The following is a 14,511-nucleotide window of genomic DNA, read 5'->3' on the forward strand; positions in this document are numbered from 1 at the left end:
TGAATCACCTCATGCGTATTGTAGTTGTGCGTAAATTGATTTCCACGATGCTAGTCGACTCTCTTCTTGTAATGCAAGTCGTTCAGTAGCAATTTGCTCTAATGCCTGATGGTATATATGCAGACGTAATCTCTCTGCTTCCTCAAGGATAAAGGTAATTGCCCAAGTCATTAGAGATACTTTTTGTCCATCTAAATAGTTTTGTGCATCTGGTTTTGTTAATGCTTCTAACGCTTCACTTAACTTCATTTTTTCATTTTTCTCAAAGAATGCCTTTTGATTGCGGAAATGCGATTTCACACTTACATATTTTGAAATATCGGCAAATGGACCTTCAAATGCTAATAAATCTGGCTCTGATGATTCAAATGCTAAAAATGAGAAACTACGGTTCATTTCTTTTAACTCACGTACTTCATCTTTAAAGCGCAGTTGCATTTTCTTACTAATAAATTGTGATAAGCGGAAGTTTGTAACGCGCATTTCCTGCGTAAAGTCAAAACGTAAACTTTGTAACACTTCTTTCAACGCATGCTCTAATGCTTGCTGTGCAGGCATAGCGGCAAAAGTTGACGGGTTATAGCCTTCCTTAAAGAATTCAGGGTAGCGATAATAAACACGCTGCAAGACGTAATACAGTAACTCATCTAATTCCTGCTTTGTCTCACTTTCCATCATGCTAGTATTTAACGCATTAAACTTAGATTTAACGTGCTGTTCAAGCGTTGTTAGCTCCGCCAAACGTTCATCTTTACGTTTTAAGTTTTCCTCTGTTTGAGCAATTAAATCCCCTAAACGTTGCTCTGTTTTATCAACTTCTTCTGCAAGTGCTTGCACCGCTAATGCACTTAGTTCGTCATTTAAGAATGTATGGAAAGCATCCTCAAACGGAGGCATACCGGATGCAAATGACCCGCCCTCTACTTTTTCTTTTAAAGCCATTAAGCTTGATACCCCGTATAGTCGAGGGAAGCGAATGCCAAATCGTTGTAATTCCGAACGAACATAGCCTTTGACATCTTCTTGCTCTTCTTCTGTCGTCGCCAAATCAATTGCATTGACGATAAAGAACATTTTATCAAGTTCAAACGCATCTTTGACACGTCCTAATTGGATTAAGAACTCACGGTCAGCTTTCGCAAATGCATGATTATAGTACGTAATAAATAAAATGGCATCTGCATTACGAATATATTCAAAAGCAACCCCAGTGTGACGTGCGTTGATTGAATCTGCTCCTGGCGTATCAACAAGTGTTACACCCATACGCGTTATCGGACTATCATAGTAGAAGTCAATATTATCTACGAAGCATGATTTATTTTCTTGTGCGACAAATTTTTCAAATTCTTCTCGCTCTACACGTAAAACTTGACCTAGTTCTGATTTAAATGTTGGGTAGCCTTCTTTGTATGCACGGATAAACGATTTATGCACATTTAATCGCTCATCTGTAAGCTGTACCGCAAGTCCCTCATCTGCGCGGTTAAACGCTTCTTCTAACGATGTAACGGTTAAACCAATTGCCTCATATGAACCTTGGATATCCTCAAGCATTTGTGCAGTAGTTTTTAGCTGGACATCTGCTGTTTCATGAGGATGCTCTGGTGTCACTGGTCGAATTTTATTAATAGCCGCCGTTGTTGGGTTAGGTGATACAGGTAAAACATTTGCACCCATTAGTGCATTAGAGAATGAAGATTTCCCAGCACTAAACGCACCGAATAATGCAATCGTAAAATCTTTTTTCTGTAATCGCTCTACTTTGTTTTCTAAATAACTTGCTACTTCAGCAAAACCTTGTACTTCTTTTACTGCATTTGCTGTATGCAATGCACGCTTAATAACACCATCAATTGGCAAGCTCGCAGCACTTACCGCCTGCTGTGCTTCCTCTTGCTGCAAAACCTCTTCCTTTGGCTTTAACATGGATTCGTCAAATATTCGAATATCAGCTAAGTCCTGCTCAAACGCTTTATCCCAAACTTCGAGCTGATAATTCGCTTCTTTTCGAATTTCATTGCTTGCTTGATGCATTACTCCTGCACTATATTGCTGATAGCCTTCGATTTCTAGCACTGCTTGAATAGCATCTACTTTCGCTTGCATCCCAGCCATTTTCAACTTAGATGGAGCAGCGGTTTCAGTTGCAACAGCTTGTAACGTTGTTGCTTGTGCATCTTTCCACACATCTGTTTCTTGAATAAAATAACGCTTTGTTGCCTCGGCAACACGGTTGGCAAAATTGAGAACTGCATCTCCAGTTAATATTGCCCCGACTTGCACTTGTTGTTCAATCAATGAAAATGGTAAATCAAACACATAGGCATCCACTGCTTGTGCGCGCTCTTCACTTAAAGCACCGACATCTTTTAATGCTTTTTTCATTAGTGCTTTTAAGTGACCCGTAATTTGTGCATGGACAACTGTTTGATACGCACTATACGCATCATCTTTACGACGATTGCGTTCCTCCTCGGTTTTTTTCTTTGCTGAAAATAAACCGCCTACTTTAAACCCTTCCTGCTTACTTTCTAAGTAAAGACGTAATTTATCGCGTACATCTGCTGGCATTATTGCCGCATTTGCAAGTAATTCTTTACGTTCTTCTTCGAAAGTTTCATTCCACGCTTCCACAGAGAATAATTCTACTTGACGACTTAATTTATTATATTGCTCTAAAATATCTTGATGGTGTGCCCAATCATCAGCACTCAATATGTCCTCATCGATAACTAAACGATCTTGCTTTTCTTCCATTAAATAATTGTCATGCTCGCTTTGCAATAAACGCAGCGTATTTGTCGCTGTATGAACAAGCTGATCTTGCCAATCGTTCATGCTATCCATAACAATCTTTTTAACAGCTTCAAAATCATTATTTGGATGCTCTGGCTCTCTTAAAGAAGTGAAAAATACACCCTTTGGCACTACGCCCCATGCAGAGAACGAATTGTGGACAGTTGCTTTAAATTCTTCGAAGCTTAATTCATTTTCCTTATGTTTATCAATCATATTAACGATTAAATAGACATTTGGATTGTATTTCATTAGTTGTTTAGTAAATTGAAAGTTCAACTCAGATTGAACATGATTATAGTCCATTGTATAGAATACAATATCTGCAATATGGAGTGCTGATTCTGTAGACATGCGATGTGCATCATCTGTTGAATCTACACCAGGTGTATCCATCACCGTTACGCCCATTGGTAATGTAGACGCACTATGACCAATTTCAATTTGCGATACAAGATCCCCATTTTTACTAAGTTCTTTTACGGTTTTAAAATCATACCCTGCTTCAAACTTAACTGGCTTTTCATTGTGCATATAGACAATGGCAAAATCCTCTTCGGATTTATGGACTTTTACGATATTCGCACTCGTCGGAATCGGACTGGAAGCAAGTAAATTCTCACCAGATAAAGCGTTAATCATACTTGATTTACCAGCAGAGAAATGGCCAGCAAAGCCAATGACATACTCTTTTTGTTGTAATTTACGTGCAAATAGGGATGTCTTATCCATACGCTCTGTATCACCGTTATGCTGATATATTATGTATTGTAACGAAGCTTGCTTTAAAAGCCCTTCCAGTTGTTGTTCAAATTCTTTCATAAAACGTAAACCCCTTTACCCTTTTAATTATTCACAATTAGTATTCTACCTTATTAGATATGCAAAGTATAACACTAATTTACTTTGAAAAGCATATATATCAAGGTTTCAGACGTAATATTCGTCAACAAAGTCATGTTTATCCAAAATGACATTGCAAGATTCTTCTAAAAAAATCTACTACATTTACCCTCACAATGGATGCATAACTAAGTTTCTTGTGATTTTTTTCATATTTTAGAAGGATAGCGAACTATGAAAAGGTGAATAACAATACCAACTTAATTATTAACTCCCTTTAATATTTAAATAAGAAAAGTTTTCAAGAAGATAGGAGCAAGGGGCACAAATAAATTAAAGGAGTGATTATATATATGGTAAAGGAAAAAGATTGTCGTCAGATTATTCATTTATGTGACTGTGAAGATAGATTTATATGGCCACGTATAACAGCTCTTAATGTCCCTGTTATTGCACCTCCTCCCATCATCGTTTCCGATGAAAGAATTATACCTAAAGTGAATAGATATTTTTATATAGCGACAGCAGATATTCATTTGACGAACGGGGTCACACTTGCCGCTAATCTATTTTCAGATGATAACGGAGCAACAGTAACAGAATTTTCCATAGAACATCCAAATGGCTATGTAAATCTCTTTATTAATGCCGTCATGCAAGAAGGTGGGATTTATTCCGTAACTTCGACTTCCCTAAGCTTAAATGCTGATAACGCAACGATTTATAGAGGGACGCCAATTATTATCGAATCTATTGGTTTTTTCACTGAAGTGAACTAAAACTTTTGAAAGGAGGTGAACACATGGCGCTTTCCATTATTAATATCAATGTCAATGTTTCTAGCACATCCACAAGGTTTTTCAATATTTTAGCTACCCCGCTTGCAATTACAGATGGCACAACGCTTGCTGCAACAACTTTTTTAACTGACAGCGGTACTGCAGCAACTGCTTTCCCAGTCATAATTAATGGGTACTATAATTTATATATCAATGGTGTGCTACAGGAAGGTGATGCCTATTCAGTTTCCTCAACTGAACTAACTTTTAACATAGTTACAGCTTCTATCGCCGCTGGAACTCCAATAATTATTGAAGCTGTTGAATTATCAACTATTATTTAATCAATCGTAAAATTTCAGTCTGCTTATTTTGCTATTAAATACAGCAATTAAGTATGCGATATAACTATTAGCTATGTTATCTGTATGGATGCTCTAAATTAATTTAATGCCTATTTTAGAGCATCCATACTACCTATTCACTTAACCGAATTGTTTTCTTAATTCATAAATTTTTTTTGCATAGGCTAATGCATGTGGGCCATCTCCATGTATACATAATGTTTGCGCAGAAATCTTGATTTTCTTTTGTTGCACCGACATTACTTCATTCGAAGTCAAAATACTTTTGACATGAACGAACATTTCTTCCTCAGATTGAATTAACGCATTTGCGTCTTCTCGACTTACTAACGTACCGTCTTCATTGTAATTACGATCTGAAAAAACTTCCTCGTATACTGGTAAACCCTTCTTCTTTGCAATTTTCACCATTTCACTACCAGCCAAACAATATAAAACATAAGTTGGATTTAGATCATATACTGCATTGACAATAGCTGTTGCTTTTTCTATATTATTAGCACTTTGATTATAGAGCGCTCCATGTGGCTTCACATGATGAAGTGTTCCTTTTTCCACTGAAACAAATGCTTGCAAAGCTCCTACTTGATAAATGATCATATTATATATTTCATCTGCACTAAAATCCATATTTCGACGGCCAAATCCTTGAAGATCAGGATATCCCGGATGAGCTCCAATAAGAACGTTTTTACGGATGGCATTTCGTACAGTTTTATGCATCATTGTATGATTCCCTGCATGATAGCCACAGGCAATATTGATTGATGTCACATAGTCTAAAATTTCTTCATCTTTGTCTTGTGTAAAAGCATCCACACTTTCACCCATATCGCAATTAATATCAATTGGCATATCTATTCCTCCATTAATGCAAATCTTATTGTGTTAAACATGCGCATTTGAGCAACTTTATGTAAATCATCTTCGTGTATTGTTGCAATGATTGGATAGCCGCCAACCGTTTGGGCATCTGCCATTAAAACAATAGGCTCACCACTTTGTGGAACTTGAATTGTCCCATATTGAGTTGCTTCTGAAAGAATGTCTTTTATGTCTTTTAAAAGTAAGACGTTACCTTTGAAATAATAGCCCATACGATTTCCACCAGCAAACTGATATGAGTTATTCAAAAATTGTTGTTTACTCTCTTCTGTAAATAAATCAAAATGAGGACCTTTAAAAATTCTTACTGTAATAGCTGTATTAACTATAGGACGAAAAGGTGCATATAACCCTCTTGTAAATCGTAACGTCTCTCCGTTCTGTCCATATAAGATACTTCCTACATTAATCGCATTACCGACGATGGGTAAGCATGACTTACTACCAAGTATTGGATCTGTTCGAAATCCACCTTTAGGCGTTAGATATACAATAGAGCCATGGGTAACGCTTTTTATGGATAAAATATCTCCCTTTACTAATTGAAAGGTTTTCCACATTTCGATGGGGCTACCATTTACTAAACAATCACAAGTTGCGCCAGTCAATACATACGTTCCCTCATTTAAAGCTTGAAATTCAAAACCACCTATAAACATCTCAAATGATGTTTGATACTTCCCATTGTTTAAAATAGAATGGGCAACTCGAAATGATATTTTGTCCATAGGCCCAGATAAAGGAATACCATACGCACGGTAGCCGTATCTCCCTTGATCTTGCAGACTCCCATAAACACCTTGTTTTTTAACCATAAGAAGTGGCTTCAATTGCTACACTCCTTTACTTTTTATTTCTAAAAACTCAGGTTTGGTAATTTCATAAAATTGTACTTGATCCCCAAGAGAAAAGATAAAAATGTCTTTCCCATTAATATCAAATAAATTGAACGGCGTCTTACCAATAATATTCCACCCACCTGGTGAATCGAGAGGATAAATCCCTGTTTGTAACCCTCCAATTCCTACAGAACTTGCAGACACGAAATTCCGTGGCTTTTTTAATCGAGGTACAAATAATTTGCTATCTAACTCACCTAAGTATGGAAACCCAGGTAAAAAGCCAATTAAATATACACTATATGTTTTAGACATGTGCATTTTTTTTATGTCCTCAAATGATAAGCCTGTATAATCCATCACACGGTGCATATCCAAAGCAAATTCCTCATCATAACAAACTGGAATTTGTAGCTGACGATTTGTTCCTTCATCGACTTGAGAGGTAATTTGCATGAAAAGCCATTGTTCTTGTAAAAAAACTAAATCAATTTTGTCTTTAACATATGCTGTAACAGTATGATAGCTAGCTACACTTTCAATGAGATTTGAATGTAGTACTTTTTTAAGAAAGCTATTAAACTTTTGCACAATAAGAAAATTTTCTTGTGATATTACTTCATTAAAGGCAAAACGGATCGTGTGTCGACTAATCCACATTGTATGAGGAAACTCAATTATTTGTTGTTGCATGAATTGTTTCCTCGATACAAAGCTTAATGCAAGTTATTAAATCTTGAATGTTCCAACCTGGTATTTTCCCATGCTGTATAGCTAATTCGAAAGATGCAGGAATATGAATAAATCCAGCACGAATTCCTTCATGTTGCGTTGCATAAACTAGCCCTTCATACATAATGTTATTGCATAAATAGGTCCCCGCGGTATTTGAAATTTCTGCAGGATATCCTTCTTTACATAATCGATCAACCATACTTCGAATAGGTAAATTTGTAATATAGGCATCCTCACCACCATCATATATGCTTTCATCTACAGGTGTATAGCCATTGTTATCTGGCTCTCCATCTTTAACGTTAATCGCAATTCGCTCTGGTGTTATTTTGAAACGACCTCCAGCTAATCCTAATGAAATAATAATTTCAGGCTTTATTTCCGCAATATATTGTTTCAACTGCTGTGCGGATTGCTGAAAATCTACGGATAGTGTACGTCCCACAATTTCATAGCCGTCCATCAAATTTCCGTTTAAATATTCAACAATTTGCATAGTGGGATTAATTTTATAATCTAAAAATGGTACAAATCCAGTTAATAATATTTTTGTCATTTTCATCACCTAAATTTCTATTGGACGTAGCTTTAGTGCCCATCCATTTTTATTTTGTTTTTTTACTTTAGTAGATACTACTGATTGCATGGCTTCTTGTTGTAGAGAAATTTTCTTTTTAATTCTAACAAACAACGGCAACAAATACTCTCCATGCTATGAAATAATTTTATTTTTCTAAATTTTCTTCTTATCTATTAAACTATCGATTGCTCATTTTATTCATATCTAAATTGAAGCCGCAAATTGTAAAATTCCATAAAAAAAGAGTATGACATAAGTCATACTCTCAGATTTTAGACAAAAGAATTCTATAGATTAAAGTAAGTAATTCTTTACTTTTTAATTACTATCCAAATACATAGTAGAAGGTTGAAATACAATATTAATATTTTTCAACTCATTTTTCACTTTTTCTGTTAATTTAAGCCCTACTTCATTATGTTGTTTTTCTAAATTTTCACCTCCAACAATTAAGCTATCAGAATCACATTTTACCCAAACACCATAATCATTTATCCATGATCTTAGCTGTATCTTTAAAGAAGGAGAAATTTCCATTTTATCCATATCCAAGTTAAAGCCACAAACCTTACACCATAACGGATCAGAACCAAAATCTGCTTCCACTTTTATTTGCACAAGTTCTTTACAATTACATAATGAATCCATAAATAACTCCACTCCTGAAATTTTTACGTTAATTAAAGAGTATGACGCAGGTCATACTCTTTAGGTATATATTCATTTATAGTAAAAAATGTTGAAAACAAAAGCACTAACGAAAGCGCTTTTATTTTAAATGGGCAGTCGCCTGTTTCATGACGTATTTCCCCACTCCAATATAAATAGCAACTGTTGCTCCGATAAATACGAATGTCATTGCTAACCGCTCCTTTTCTTATAAATAGTATGCTAAAGCAACGAATGCCGTAGCGTGAATTAACTGATTTTGAAAATCATTCTCATTAATATAATATAAATTTCGCCCTATTTCGTCAAGACATACTTTCATCTTACCCTTTTAACATGGTAAGATGTAGAAAAGTCGGAAAAAGGATGCGGTAATGATGAGTAATTCGAAGTACTTTCAAACTATTTTAAACGGGACAATCCATGCATTAAAAACGATTCTCCCTATGGATATTCAAGTGAAATCACCAAGTATTATTTCGGAGCCCTTTCAACAACAGCAAATGGGTGTACTAATAGGCCTTATTGGAGATGTAAAGGGACGTGTAATCATAGATTCCTCCCCTGACATATTTAGTGGTATCGGCAGCTCTATGTTCGGCATGCCACTTGAAGGCGAAATGCTAGAGTCTTTTACAGGCGAATTCGGAAACATGATTGCAGGTAATCTATGTACAGCAGTAGGACAAGAAAGCCTAGATATAGATATTACACCGCCAACAGTAATGGTAGGAAACACAAAATTATACGGTTTTGAAAAAGCATTTGTACTACCCGTTACTATTCCAGACGTTGGTGCATTAACAGTATTACTAACGATTGAGGAAGAAGTAATAAGAGCATAATCTGGATTCTTTCAAACTATACATTCTATGCAATTATAGCTAGTATTTATGAATACGAAATCGTTATCTGCATAAAAAGGAGTTGGCTCATATTTGAGTCAGCTCCTTTCGTATTTCAACTATATTTCACATTTCTTTCACACAATCCACTCTGTTGTGTGATTTTTTTCACATCAAAAAGATTTGATTTACCATATCATGACTTTAAGAAAGCCACTATGAAAGCGTAGGAGGGAGTAAAAAATGGCCAACAAAAAAAAGTCAGAAGATAATCTAAAAGGCTCACTTTATGGAGTGTTTGGAATCGGCATTATCATTATTTTAATTTGGATTTACTGCTTCAATTTATTCATTGAGCGCTTTTAATTTTATTAGCAAAAAGGACTATTTCGTCAACAAGATGTAAGTAATACGACAGAGGAAGGACGACAGAGATATGCATATACATAAATACGAGAAGTACTGGCTTGTATTTGGAGTAGCTACTTTAGTTGCATTTCTTATTATTCTTGGTATTGGTGCGTTTCACCAAGGCTCTCATCCAAACAGTAATAAGAAAACCATCGATTATGAAAAAGTGAAAGAAATTGCACCGTTTACGAATCCAGGTGTACACAAAGTAGAAGGTAAGGATTGGGATTACGAAGTTGTCATTTTGGCATCTGCTTTCTTTTACAATCCACCCGAAATTGAAGTACCACTTGGTTCAAAGGTAAAATTTATCGCGACAAGTGAAGACGTTATACATGGATTTGAAATCGCAGGTACAAATATTAACATGATGCTTGAACCTGGTTATATATCTGAATATGTAGCTGAAATCAATCAAGCTGGGGAATTTTTAATAGTATGTAATGAATACTGCGGTACAGGACATACGCTTATGCATTCTATGCTAAAGGTGGTGGATCCAAATGAGTCTAAATAATAATTTGACAAAGGTGGATCGTCGTGATGCGAAACTAGCACTTGCCCATATTTATGTGGCATTTATCGCATTATTATTAGGTGGTCTAGCTGGTTTATTACAAGTTTTTGTACGTTCAGGACAATTCACATTACCAGCAGGTATTGGTTATTATCAAGTATTAACTGTTCACGGCGTATTACTCGGTCTTATTTTAACAACGTTCTTTATATTCGGTTTCCAAATTGCTGGGGTTAGCCGAACATCTGGTACACTTTCAGATAAACAACGATTACTCGGTTGGATCGGTTTTTGGTTAATGACTATCGGTACAGCAGCAGCAGCAGTCATGGTGCTATTAAATAAAGCAACTGTTCTCTATACTTTTTATGCACCACTGCAAGCACATTGGATTTTCTATCTCGGCTTAACGCTCGTAGTAGTCGGCTCTTGGATTGGTGCAGCCGGACAAATATTACGTTACGTTCAGTGGCGAAAAGAACATAAAGGCCAAACTTCACCACTATTATCTTTTATGGTAGTAGTCAATAATTTACTGTGGTTCGTGGCCTCTTTAGGTGTAGCAGTTTCTGTTTTATTCCAACTGTTACCTTGGTCTCTTGGTCTCATTGAACGTGTTGATGTGTTACTTTCTCGAACATTATTCTGGTATTTCGGTCACGCACTCGTTTATTTCTGGTTATTGCCTGCCTATATGGTATGGTATGTTGTTATTCCAAAAGTCATTGGCGGGAAAGTTTTCTCTGACTCATTAGCTCGCTTATCATTTATGCTGTTTTTAATCTTCTCTGTACCCGTTGGTTTACATCACCAATTAACAGAGCCAGGTATTGATACAACATGGAAATTCATTCAAGTTGTTTTAACAATGGCAGTTGTTGTCCCTTCCTTAATGACAGCATTCTCCCTATTCGCAACATTTGAATTACGTGGTCGCGAACTTGGTGGTAAAGGTATTTTTGGTTGGTTTAAAAAATTACCGTGGAAAGATGCACGCTTCGTAGTTCCGTTCATCGGTATGCTATCATTCATCCCTGGTGGTGCAGGCGGTATTGTTAATGCATCTTATCAAATGAACCAACTCATCCATAATACAATTTGGGTTACTGGACACTTCCATTTGACATTTGCTAGTGCAGTAGTGTTAACATACTTCGGTGCAGCGTTCTGGTTAATACCTCATTTAACTGGTCGTACACTAACGAAGTCGTTAAATTCACTTGGTATTGTTTCGGGTGTTTTATGGGGCGTCGGCATGACCATTATGTCCGGTGCAATGCATATTGCAGGTTTAATCGGTGCTCCTCGTCGCTCTGACTACTCAGAGTATGGCGGTGCTCAACAAGCATATGATTGGATTCCATATCAAATTGCTCAAGCTGTTGGCGGTACTATTTTATTCATTGCGATTTTAGTCATTACGTACATCGTAATAAAACTAGTTTGGTTTGCGCCAAAAGGTGAAGAGGAATTCCCTATTGGTCCAATCCATGAAAGCAGTGGTCCAACACCACCAATCCTTGAAAACTTTAAAGTATGGCTTGTAATTTTAGTAGCATTAATCATTTTTGCTTATACAATTCCAATCTTTGATATTATCTCTAACTCACCAGCTGGCTCAAAAGGCTTTAAGCTTTGGTAAAGCGACAAGCGATTTCTCATTGAAGAGAAATCGCTTGTTTTTTGGAACGTTTCTTTAGATTTTTTTTGTCTACTTTATAAATATTTGTTTCACTAAAGCCACGTTAGTTGAATAAGAAGTTTCGTTTCTAAATAAATCGATATTTACGTGAAAATTGAGTAATCACCAAAATACTCGTTAAACCAACAATGAAATACCATATTGTATAAAAAGGAACTATATACATTAATAAACCAAATAAAATAGCTGTTAAAAAGCTAACTGTAATAGATTGTACATTCGTAATTTTATCTTGAATTAAATAATATAAAGTGAATGGTAGTGCTAAAGTAAATAACGGAATATAAATTGTTACAATAGATGTTTCAATGAGGGATATTGAAAGCACAGCTATTATGAAGCCTATTGACGTAGTAAGCATTCTCCCCACAAATACTTTACCTGTAAAATAGCCGTATAGCAGAATAAACATAAGCGTTAAACTGGAACAAATCCCCGTTATTAAAACAAATGGATGACCTATGAAGAAAGCTGCTATTGAGAGAAAAACTAAAGAAACGAATGGCAACAGCAATATTGAAGGCTTTTGCACTTTTTCTATATTCATTACATTTGTAAAACCTACAAGAAGTAATAAAGTAAATGGAACCGCCAAATATCCTAATTCAAAGTGTTTACCTAGACTAATATGACTAACCTCGAGGTTTCCGACCATTATGATTACAAGTGATGCACTGATTTGACCAAGCAACCCCAACGTGCTTGATAATTTAAAAGCATGTGTAAGCTTATTCATAATTACAATTAAAACAACACCAATAAATAAAGCGAAATATAACAAATTTCCCCCTCCTACAATATTTTTTTCAGATTTAAATCCCCTAATTCCAAATTATACATTATTTTCAAAAAATAGAGCTAATACTAAGGTGATTTGAATTTCATTAAAAATATCAAAAGTATCTATCCACCTTCATATATAAAAGAATTCTACCATTACTAAAATTGGAAAAAAGCTCTTATTTAAATTAAGAACGAATTTTATGGGATAAAGTTACATATTAAAGTCCACAAACCGTCTTTTGGTAACATACCTTAAAAAATGTTATGCAATAAAATGGCCTGATTGAGGAATAAGAATGAAACAAATGTGTACGGCTTTGGTATAAATAGTAAAACAGAAAATAACCATTTTAGTACATTTATTTCGTGAATATGCCCATTAGCGTTGTAAGCAGGTTTGTTACACAAAGGTGGTATCAATTTTACAATGTTAAGTAAAAAGGTGTTACCAAACGACGAGTTGGGAATGTTATACTTAATTAAAAAGTAAATTAATGTTATAAAATATAAAGTTTTGGAGGTATTTAAATGAGCTCTTGTTCATTTATAGCAACAAATTTTGAAATGCCTGAAATAGAATCCAAAGCAAAGTATATTACGGTCAAAGAAGCTATTGAATTAGAAATAAAACCGCATGAATTGGTACCTTGGGAGAAGATGGATCCGAATACCCAAGTATTATTTGTTGAAAATAAAGAGGATTTAAATGAGTTAGTCATTAATAAAGACTGTTACTATAATGTAAGTGAATATACTGGATATCCATTTATATATGAAGTAAATTTTAGCTATTCAGAATTAAGAGTAAAGCAATTATTGGATTACTTAAAAGACAATATTAGAGAAGGACAGATAATAGAACTATGGCGAGTATGGATCGGTCATGATGATAATGAACTAAATACACCGTATAGTAGATTTAATCATAACGAATTATCTCTCAATCATCTGTTACAAATGTACAATTGGAACAATGAAAACTATAAAAAACAATATTGTATAGTATTAGAAAAATAAAATTGTTGTTGTGGAAGCAACGTTTCCCGATTGTAGCTTTTCTACTTGTTGGGCATGTTCTTTAAATTGCATAAAATCTTAGAAAGAGCTACGCAATCCTTTATTTTAAGGGCAAGCAAAGCTCTTTTAAAATTTCTTAATACTTTAATTTGCCTTTTAAGCAGGTTAACAGGTCAAGCATCTAAGCGTCATTTGCTTTGCCAGTTTCCTTAAAGAGTGTTATTTCTTAGAAATCAAATGACTTCACGCCGCGCTTTCAAAAAACAAAAGTATATAATAAACTGCTCATTGACACTTGGCTACATGACATTATGCTCACCCTCTTGAACTCATCCTCCACAATCTGGTCCTTTAATAAAAATGAGCACTGATTCTTTTCACAACGCCCAATGGTTGAAAATCAGATTAACTTGTATTTAGGAAGTTATTAAGTTTATTTATGTATTCGTTATAAATCCTTGCTGCACTAATATGACGTGTTACTGTCTCTTTTCAACAAATAACAAAATTAGTGTTGCCAATGGACCTAATACAAGTGAAAGTAAGAACCAATTTAACCCCGTTCTATTTTTCCCTTGTGCAAGTGCAGCATTTATCAATGCCAATGTACCCCAACCTACGAAATATTGGTTATCCATCCTCTGTCCCCCCTTTTACATTTAACTATACTACAATGTTAGATGAAAAAAGCACCCAAAGAATCGTCTAGTTACATTTACAAAAGCATGTTATTCAATAATCT

The 14,511-nt window shown here is 35.2% G+C and carries 15 protein-coding genes; 7 read left to right on the plus strand and 8 right to left on the minus strand.

Annotated elements, in window-relative coordinates; translation table 11 throughout:
• Nucleotides 1-9 precede the first annotated feature (9 nt).
• On the minus strand, nt 10-3,621 hold the full coding sequence (locus ACIP9G_RS07520) for a dynamin family protein (protein ID WP_401018596.1): 3,612 nt from the start codon (nt 3,619-3,621) through the stop codon (nt 10-12).
• A gap of 374 nt (nt 3,622-3,995) precedes the next feature.
• On the opposite strand from ACIP9G_RS07520, the gene ACIP9G_RS07525 reads away from it, so the two are divergent.
• Together ACIP9G_RS07525 and ACIP9G_RS07530 are read left to right on the plus strand one after the other, a co-directional pair.
• On the plus strand, nt 3,996-4,421 hold the full coding sequence (locus tag ACIP9G_RS07525) for a DUF4183 domain-containing protein (RefSeq protein ID WP_401018597.1): 426 nt from the start codon (nt 3,996-3,998) through the stop codon (nt 4,419-4,421).
• Nucleotides 4,422-4,444: 23 nt separating this feature from the next.
• Nucleotides 4,445-4,765, plus strand: a complete 321-nt coding sequence (locus ACIP9G_RS07530) for a DUF4183 domain-containing protein (RefSeq protein WP_340825001.1) — start codon at nt 4,445-4,447, stop codon at nt 4,763-4,765.
• 141 nt (nt 4,766-4,906) lie between these two features.
• Here the strand turns inward: ACIP9G_RS07530 and ACIP9G_RS07535 are convergent, their stop codons facing one another.
• From ACIP9G_RS07535 to ACIP9G_RS07555, 5 genes are all read right to left on the minus strand, one after another.
• Nucleotides 4,907-5,641 carry a 5-oxoprolinase subunit PxpA gene (locus ACIP9G_RS07535; RefSeq protein ID WP_401018599.1) on the minus strand — a complete coding sequence of 245 codons (735 nt, stop codon included), beginning with the start codon at nt 5,639-5,641 and terminating at the stop codon, nt 4,907-4,909.
• 2 nt (nt 5,642-5,643) lie between these two features.
• Complete coding sequence (locus tag ACIP9G_RS07540) at nt 5,644-6,501, minus strand: 5-oxoprolinase subunit C family protein (RefSeq protein ID WP_401018601.1); 858 nt, start codon at nt 6,499-6,501, stop codon at nt 5,644-5,646.
• Nucleotides 6,502-6,504: 3 nt separating this feature from the next.
• Entirely contained in the window at nt 6,505-7,203 is a 699-nt protein-coding gene (pxpB, locus tag ACIP9G_RS07545) for a 5-oxoprolinase subunit PxpB (RefSeq protein WP_401018603.1), read from the minus strand.
• Nucleotides 7,184-7,801, minus strand: coding sequence for a pyroglutamyl-peptidase I (locus ACIP9G_RS07550; RefSeq protein ID WP_401018605.1), 618 nt, complete (start codon nt 7,799-7,801; stop codon nt 7,184-7,186). Before ACIP9G_RS07550 ends, pxpB begins: the two co-directional genes overlap by 20 nt.
• Nucleotides 7,802-8,143: 342 nt before the next feature.
• Nucleotides 8,144-8,473: a hypothetical protein gene (locus ACIP9G_RS07555; RefSeq protein ID WP_401018607.1), complete on the minus strand. Its 330-nt coding sequence runs from the start codon at nt 8,471-8,473 to the stop codon at nt 8,144-8,146.
• A 398-nt stretch (nt 8,474-8,871) separates the two neighbouring features.
• Here ACIP9G_RS07555 and ACIP9G_RS07560 point away from each other — a divergent pair, with 398 nt between their 5' ends.
• From ACIP9G_RS07560 to ACIP9G_RS07575, 4 genes are all read left to right on the plus strand, one after another.
• The gene (locus ACIP9G_RS07560) at nt 8,872-9,339 is read left to right on the plus strand and encodes a chemotaxis protein CheX (protein WP_340825013.1); all 468 of its coding nucleotides are present in this window, start codon (nt 8,872-8,874) and stop codon (nt 9,337-9,339) included.
• Between the two features lie 243 nt (nt 9,340-9,582).
• Nucleotides 9,583-9,705 carry a hypothetical protein gene (locus tag ACIP9G_RS07565; RefSeq protein ID WP_340825014.1) on the plus strand — a complete coding sequence of 41 codons (123 nt, stop codon included), beginning with the start codon at nt 9,583-9,585 and terminating at the stop codon, nt 9,703-9,705.
• Nucleotides 9,706-9,775: 70 nt separating this feature from the next.
• The gene (locus tag ACIP9G_RS07570) at nt 9,776-10,267 is read left to right on the plus strand and encodes a cupredoxin domain-containing protein (RefSeq protein WP_172770986.1); all 492 of its coding nucleotides are present in this window, start codon (nt 9,776-9,778) and stop codon (nt 10,265-10,267) included.
• Nucleotides 10,254-11,909 carry a b(o/a)3-type cytochrome-c oxidase subunit 1 gene (locus ACIP9G_RS07575; RefSeq protein ID WP_340825015.1) on the plus strand — a complete coding sequence of 552 codons (1,656 nt, stop codon included), beginning with the start codon at nt 10,254-10,256 and terminating at the stop codon, nt 11,907-11,909. Before ACIP9G_RS07570 ends, ACIP9G_RS07575 begins: the two co-directional genes overlap by 14 nt.
• A 127-nt stretch (nt 11,910-12,036) precedes the next feature.
• Here the strand turns inward: ACIP9G_RS07575 and ACIP9G_RS07580 are convergent, their stop codons facing one another.
• Nucleotides 12,037-12,750 carry an MraY family glycosyltransferase gene (locus tag ACIP9G_RS07580; protein ID WP_401018609.1) on the minus strand — a complete coding sequence of 238 codons (714 nt, stop codon included), beginning with the start codon at nt 12,748-12,750 and terminating at the stop codon, nt 12,037-12,039.
• 530 nt (nt 12,751-13,280) lie between these two features.
• Between ACIP9G_RS07580 and ACIP9G_RS07585 the strand changes: the two genes are divergently transcribed.
• Nucleotides 13,281-13,769 (plus strand): magnesium transporter, encoded by a 489-nt coding sequence (locus ACIP9G_RS07585; protein WP_401018611.1) that lies wholly within the window; start codon nt 13,281-13,283, stop codon nt 13,767-13,769.
• A gap of 479 nt (nt 13,770-14,248) precedes the next feature.
• On the opposite strand, the gene ACIP9G_RS07590 is transcribed toward ACIP9G_RS07585, so the two are convergent.
• The gene (locus ACIP9G_RS07590) at nt 14,249-14,407 is read right to left on the minus strand and encodes a hypothetical protein (protein WP_167395904.1); all 159 of its coding nucleotides are present in this window, start codon (nt 14,405-14,407) and stop codon (nt 14,249-14,251) included.
• Nucleotides 14,408-14,511 lie beyond the last annotated feature (104 nt).

The sequence above is a fragment of the Lysinibacillus sp. NPDC093197 genome (genome assembly GCF_044754025.1).
Classification (GTDB): domain Bacteria; phylum Bacillota; class Bacilli; order Bacillales_A; family Planococcaceae; genus Lysinibacillus.